General features: G+C 57.4%; 5 protein-coding genes and 2 pseudogenes. 5 read left to right on the top strand and 2 right to left on the bottom strand.

All coding sequences use genetic code 11. The annotated features are described in order from the left end of the window. The first annotated feature begins 293 nt into the window (after positions 1 to 293). The 3 genes from F4X57_05275 (at position 294) to F4X57_05265 (ending at position 1,322) form a co-directional block, all read left to right on the top strand. Positions 294 to 536 carry an AbrB/MazE/SpoVT family DNA-binding domain-containing protein gene (locus tag F4X57_05275; protein ID MYC06566.1) on the top strand — a complete coding sequence of 81 codons (243 nt, stop codon included), beginning with the start codon at positions 294 to 296 and terminating at the stop codon, positions 534 to 536. Further along, entirely contained in the window at positions 514 to 903 is a 390-nt protein-coding gene (locus F4X57_05270; GenBank protein ID MYC06565.1) for a type II toxin-antitoxin system VapC family toxin, read from the top strand. The genes F4X57_05275 and F4X57_05270 overlap by 23 nt, the downstream gene beginning before the upstream one ends. Before the next feature lie 230 nt (positions 904 to 1,133). Beyond that, positions 1,134 to 1,322, top strand: coding sequence for a hypothetical protein (locus F4X57_05265; protein ID MYC06564.1), 189 nt, complete (start codon positions 1,134 to 1,136; stop codon positions 1,320 to 1,322). 173 nt (positions 1,323 to 1,495) lie between these two features. Here F4X57_05265 and F4X57_05260 read toward each other — a convergent pair. After that, positions 1,496 to 1,582 (bottom strand): annotated as a pseudogene (locus tag F4X57_05260) (hypothetical protein). 435 nt (positions 1,583 to 2,017) lie between these two features. Between F4X57_05260 and F4X57_05255 the strand changes: the two are divergent. Next, positions 2,018 to 2,788, top strand: coding sequence for an NAD(P)-dependent oxidoreductase (locus F4X57_05255; protein ID MYC06563.1), 771 nt, complete (start codon positions 2,018 to 2,020; stop codon positions 2,786 to 2,788). 168 nt (positions 2,789 to 2,956) lie between these two features. Here the strand turns inward: F4X57_05255 and F4X57_05250 are convergent, their stop codons facing one another. Then, positions 2,957 to 4,522 (bottom strand): mycofactocin system GMC family oxidoreductase MftG, encoded by a 1,566-nt coding sequence (locus F4X57_05250; protein ID MYC06562.1) that lies wholly within the window; start codon positions 4,520 to 4,522, stop codon positions 2,957 to 2,959. 291 nt (positions 4,523 to 4,813) lie between these two features. Here F4X57_05250 and F4X57_05245 point away from each other — a divergent pair. Continuing rightward, positions 4,814 to 6,292 (top strand): annotated as a pseudogene (locus tag F4X57_05245) (transposase family protein). The last annotated feature ends 427 nt before the right edge of the window (positions 6,293 to 6,719 follow it).

Below are 6,719 nucleotides of genomic sequence, written 5' to 3'. Positions count from 1 at the left end.
CGAAGTTACCGAAGGCACTGCACTCGGAGGCGAGACGCAGGTTAAGGGAGATGTCAGCCGCGCCCACGCGAGCAGAGTGCGAATTGACGCGGAGCAACCCCCTGTAGGCACGTTGAACCGATTATCTGTCAAGGGCGGTGCAAAATTCACCTCAACTTCCCCAGAGTGCATCGGGATAAAAATTATGCCGGACCTTAATCGAAAAGAAGGTGTCGCTGTGTCGCCATGTGCCCATGTAGTATTGACTCTGTCCCTTACCTGACATAAGATCATCGTAAGGAATAGGAGGCGTCATGCTACTCAAAGTAACCGCAAAGCGACAGGTCACATTCCCTCGAAGAGTACTTGATTCGCTGGGCGTCAGGCAGGGAGATCGGATCGAGCTGATTGAAGGTCCTGACGGATACATATTGCGCCCGAGACGTATTGACTACTCGCGCCTGGGCACGCTCAAGGACAAAATTCCGGAAGGGCATCCGCTCTTTGACATCAGGAAGTTCAGAGAGAGGCCCTATGACCCAGCCCTACGGGATTGATACGTCCGTCCTGGTCAGGCTGGTTACGGCAGAGCCGGAGAGCGACTTTCAGCACTGCGTTGACGAGCTTCGGGCCATGATCGAACAGGACGCCGAGATATTCGCATCGAACCAGGTTATCGGAGAAGCCTACATCGTGCTTCAGCACCACTACGATATATCGCCGGGCGACGCCCGTTCCGCGCTCGTCGATGTACTGACAAGCGGAATGGTCGCCCCACTGAACGGTCAGACGGTCATCTCGGCGCTGGAAAAGGCGGGAGGGCCAGGAGTATTTGACCGGCTCATTACTGACGGCTACACGCATGCAGGTATGGAGACGCTGGACAGACAGATGGCACGGCTTTCAGGAGTGAGCAGGCTTTGAGCCAAGAGAAACAGAGGATGAATCATCGCAAGAGTGACAAGGCCGATAAGAGCAAGGGCAAAAGGACCACGCTCGATGAAGCTTGGCCGGTTCACTCGGCTGGCAGCTGGCCCCAAGACCTATCCCTCGACCGGTCCGAAATCTACGAAGGCAGGACATAAGCCTTGAACGAGCATCACCCGACCGCCGCGCCAGCTCCGCAGAGCGATTTCATAGGAATCGCTCCCGCGGTGGCAGGGCGCCTTCTCGGTGAGCCGTCCAGCCGGTCGTCCCGCGAGCTGCGCTGGGGTCGCAAGGGTTCGTTCCGCCTCAAGCTCGACACCGGCACATGGACCGACTTCGAGGCCGGAGATGGCGGCGGCGTTCTGGCGCTCGTGATGCGTGAAGAGCGCCTCGATAAAGCCGGCGCACTCGCCTAGCTCGAAACTCAGGGATTTTTGGCCAGGTCGCCAAACAGGAAGCAAAACCCCGGTAACGGGCCCGATTCCGGAAGATCCGTCTCCGATAAATCGCCGTACAGCCCCGCAATTAAGGGCAACGGTGTCATGCACCTGAGCGCTCCCGGAAAGACGTCCTGCGCTGGATACGCAGCCGTGCCCACTCGCGTGTCCCAGTTCCTGCTTCGGTATCCGTTGCGCTGGGTGACCCGGTTGGGACTACGCTCGCCGTATCCTGCTCCCGCCTTCACCCTTCACCGACGCCTCGGCATCCATTATCCCTTCGACCAGAACCGCAAGCGCCTCACGCAGAGAGTCTACGTCTACGTCCATACCTCTCTTGCGCAGCAACTCCAAAACGTCCATACTCTCTCTTGCCATCGTCGTCCTCCTTGCATCGATCTCTTACTTCGTAAAGGATGACGCGGTGGCTTCATTTTTTCCAGTCCACCTACTCTGTTACACCACATTAAAGGACACTACTTTTTCTATCTGGCGCATTGGTGGTTCAGTTCAGGAATCGTCTGCTATAGTAACCACTGGCGCGCGAGTTCATTGCAAAGCCTAAATGAATCACTAATGCCCAGTAATCCTGTGAGTTGCCGCACTCGTAGTTGAGTTATACCTCGCGCACGGTGGACTGATTTGGGTTGATTACAGATTCATGGGAGAAATTTATGGCTGACAAGCAAAACGTACTGATAACGGGAGCGGCTGGCCTCATAGGCGGCTTGCTCCAGAAGGGCTTAAAGGACTCGTACAACGTAACCGGCGTGGATATGAGGCCTGTGGACGGATTCACCAGTCTGGTTGCCGACACTTCCGACCTTGACGCGGTACTGCCTGCTTACGATGAAGTGGACATCGTCATAGACCTAGCAAGCGTGCCGGACCAGGACAGCCCGTGGGATGTCGTCTATCGAAACAATCTGTCCTCGACGTACAACGCTCTGGAAGCCGCGCGACGGGTCGGGGCGAAGCGGGTGATATTCGCAAGCTCAAATCACGCGACCGGCAACTACGAGGAGGACGAGCCATACGCATCCATCGTCGCGGGCAGGTACGACGGGCTGGACGCGGCGACTTTTCCAAGGGTAACGGTGGATATGCCAATACGACCTGATGGGCCTTATGGGATAGGCAAGGCGTTCGGAGAAGCCGCAGGACGGTACTACTCCGACCACTTCGGCTTGTCGGTCATCTGCCTTCGGATAGGAACGCTGAACCGCGAGGGAAAACCACAAGCGGCAAGGCAGTTCGCCACGCTGCTATCGCACCGAGACCTGGTGCAGTTGGTTCGCAAGTGTATAGACGCACCCGAGTCTGTCAGGTTCGCTATATTCTACGGTGTATCTAACAATACCTGGCGCTTATGGGACATCTCGAACTCTCGTGAGCTAATCGGATACGAGCCCGAAGATGACGCAGAGCAGTGGAGAACCGGCTGAGCATCACGCTTTGGGAAGGGGACTTCAGTCTTGCCTGAGACGATTTCACAAATGCGGTTTTCGATCGTTGCGGCGCAATCAGAAGGTGGGCAGTCAGTCTATGTAGGGACGCGATGCCGCTCGCCCCTACTGATGCCCTGATTCAATTGAATTGTGAAACCATCTCTTTCACTTGCCCTGCTTGATGAAGTCTGCAACGCGCTCGCCTATCATCAGGACGGTTACATTGATGTTGGCGCGCACGCACTCCGGCATGATCGAAGCGTCCACCACCCGCAGGCCCTCAGCGCCATAGACTTTGCCGTACTGGTCCACGACCGCCATCGGGTCTGAGCTGGGTCCCATCTTGGCAGTGCAGGAGATGTGATGGCCAGTCCCTACCCACCTCTTCATCCACAGGTCCAGCGCCTCATCCGACTCCAAGTCCGAATCTTCAGGATAGACTCGCTTGTCAATCATGTTCGCCATCGCCGGGTGGCTCTCAAGACCAACCAGCAGTCGAACACCGTCCCTGTACCTACGCAGGTCCTCCTCATGGTCGAGAAGGTTGTAGTCGAGATATGGGTAGTCCCTGTAGTCGTTGGAGCGGAGTCGGAGTTCGCCTTTGGAGTGCGCCAGGTTCAACCCGAGACCGGCGCCCAAGCCTACTACCTCCTTATGTCCGCCGCCCCTGTTACGCCCTATCCCCGAAGCAGCGGACAGGTACACAATCATGTCGTTCTCCAGCGGAGAACCTTCAGCCGTGTACCTCACTAGAAGTTGGCCGTTGGGCATGAAGCGTTCCAACTCTACCTCCGGCTTTGTTGCCCACAACATGCCTAGCAGTGGGTGGTCTGCGAGGTTCTGTCCGACACCGGGCGAATCGATCACTGTCTCTATTCCGTGCTCTCTCAAGTGATCGCCGGGACCTACGCCGGAGAGCATTAGCAACTGGGGCGATCCGATTGCGCCCGCGCTGAGGATAATCTCTTCCGCTTCGACTACGAAAGTCTCTTCGTATGAGACTGCTTCGACTCCCGTTGCCCTGGGACATTCTTCGCTGGTGTCGAAGAGTACCCTCTTGACCGTCACATTGCCTCTGGTGGTCAGGTTCAGGCGATGCCGAGAAAGGCTCAAGTAGCCAATGGCGGTGGACCAGCGGATGCCGTTGGGGTTGTTCAGGGGTATGGGCCCCACGCCCGTGGTGCCGGGCGCGTTATGATCCTCACAGTACGGTTGCCCGTTGTCTCGCCATGCCTCGAACCATGCATTGTTTCCTTCTCGCCATTCTTCTTGCATGAATCGGCGGCATATAATGGGCCCGCTAGAGCCGTGGAAGTCCCCGGGGTCGTCCTGGTAGGTGGTATCCGTCTCCAGCTTATTGAAGTAGGGCACGAGCTGCTGGAAGTTCCATTCGTCGTTTCCCCACTCCGCCCAGTTATCGTAGTCTTCCGGAATGCCGCGCAGGAATACCGTTCCGTTGATGGCGCTCGAGCCGCCGGTTACCTTGCCCCGGGGAATCTCGAGCTCTGCCTCCGATGTGCCCCTGGCGGTGTACTTCCAGTTGTGCTCGCTATCCCAGATGCTCTTGGTTGACATGTAACTGTGCCTGACCTCTTCAGGGAGGCTGTCGATGTCCGGGTAGTCCGGCCCCGCCTCCAGTAAGAGCACCGAGACGTTGGGGTCTTCCGAGAGCCTCGTGGCGAGGATCGCGCCCGCCGAACCCGCGCCGATGATAATGTAGTCGTACTTCACTCCCTACCTCCTGAATGTGACGCTGACATGAGATATTCGATTGATGCGGCGATTGTAGGCACTAGAACTGACTCCGTCAATTGCCTGATCGCTGCGGCCTGAGCGCTGCGGCGCGAGCGCCCACACTCCATCCCTGTCCGGTCGGTCGTCCAAGTGCCACTGATAAACGTCGAAGAAGTCGCGTTGCCTCAATGAAAACGTTACCTAACTCCGAGCTATTGCCTCACGTCGATGTTACCGAAATAAGGTCATTGCCTCACAATGGTGTTACCAAGATTGAGGAGGCAAGAGATGGCTGGAGAGATTAGCCTGGCGACGAGGACCGAAGTGCTCGGAACCATTCGCAGCCGGTACGGAGAGGCATCGAAGAAGGACAAGAGTCGGATGCTGGATGAGTTCGTAGCCATGACGGGCTGCCACCGCAAGCACGCGGTCAGACTCCTTGGGCAGGGTGAAAATGGATCGACCGGGGCAGTTCCCCGGGGGCGGAAGATATACGGCGAGGCGGTGAGGGAGGCGCTGACCGTAGTGTGGGAGGCATCGGACAGGATATGCGGTAAGAGGCTGAAGGCGGCACTGCCGAGTATGGTGGAGTCGCTGGAGAGACACGGGCATCTTGACCTGGACCCTGACGTGCGGCAGCGACTGTTCGCGGCCAGTGCTTCCACCATAGACAGATTGCTCAAGCCCATCAGGGAGCAGGCCGGCAGCCGCAGGAAGCGAAGACAGAAGAGGAAGATGGGAAGTCGCATCCCGGTTCGCACCTTCTCCGATTGGAATGAACCTGAGCCAGGATACCTGGAGATAGACTTGGTGGCCCACTGCGGAGAGTCCGTAGCTGGCTCGTTCATCAGCAGTCTCGTGGTGACTGACGTCTGCTCGGGCTGGACGGAGGCGATCCCATTACTGGCGCGTGAGCAGTTTCTGGTGGTCGAAGGACTGGAAGCCATCGCGCGGCTGTTCCCCGTCCCGACCCGCGGCATAGACTCCGACAACGACAGCGTGTTCATCAACGAGACTTTGCTGAGCTACTGCGAAGAACGGGACATAGAGTTCACTCGCTCGCGTGCGCATCGCAGTAACGACCAGGCGTGGATAGAGCAAAAGAATGGATCCGTCATACGACGCTTCGCCGGTCACAACCGCTACTCGGGACCTATAGCCGGTCAGGCTCTTGCGCACCTGTACGGCGCTATGCGTCTGTATGTGAACCACTTCCAGCCTTCATTCAAGCTGCTGGACAAGAGCCGGGATGGTGGCACCGTCAGGAAGCGGTACGAGAAGCCTGCTACTCCCTGCGACCGCCTGCTTAAGCGCGCCGATGTAAGCGAGGAGACGAAGCAGCGACTGAGGAACAGTAGAGTAGAACTCGACCCGGTATCGCTGTTGCACACGATACGGGAAGCGCAATCGGCGCTTGCTTCGATCAAGAACTCTGCTCCTGTGAGCGCATCGACCAGCGAGACTCTGGAGCAGTTCCTCGGCAAGCTACCCGACTTGTGGAAACAGGGCGAGGTTCGCGCGACACACGAGTCAGACGCGCAAAAGGCGAGAAAGCCTCACACGTGGCGGACGCGTGCTGATCCGTTCGAAGGTGTGTGGTGTGAGATACTGGACTGGCTTCAGCGCAAGCCGGACGCTACGGCCAGGGAGTTGCTGGATCGGTTGATATGCCGTCATCCCGAGCGCTTCAGCAGGAGTAACCTTCGCACGCTGCAACGCCGAGTGCGACAGTGGCGTAGGGTTATGGCGCGAGATCTGGTGTATGCTTCCGGTGAACGAAGTGAAATGATTGAGGCCGACCAAAGGAGCATCAGACCCGTGGGGGTCAATTAGAAGCTGAGAAAATCTTGGTAACATAATCCGATGAGGCAACAGGACCACAGACTGCTGATGTGCCTAACGGTTCCTGTCATCTCTGCCTCCCGAGTATGACTCACGGGCTTGAGTGAGCGGACAAAACTGCGATGGGACTCTGCGTCACGCTCCCATGAGGTCACTTATTCACCAAAGCCTCAGACACTATATGGGCCACCGCAGGAACGGATCGACAGATCCATTTGAGACATCTGAGCCAGTTGACGTGTGGGTCAGATCCAGTTCCGGATGGCCCGTAAGCTATCATCGCAGTTGACGTGTAACACTCCCATTGAGTACGAGATGCTGCGCTTCCTCTCATTGAATGCCGGGAGAGTAG

Source organism: Chloroflexota bacterium (assembly GCA_009840355.1).
Taxonomy (GTDB): Bacteria; Chloroflexota; Dehalococcoidia; order Lucifugimonadales; family JADFKI01; genus Bin90.
This window is presented reverse-complemented; position numbering and strand designations above follow the sequence as displayed.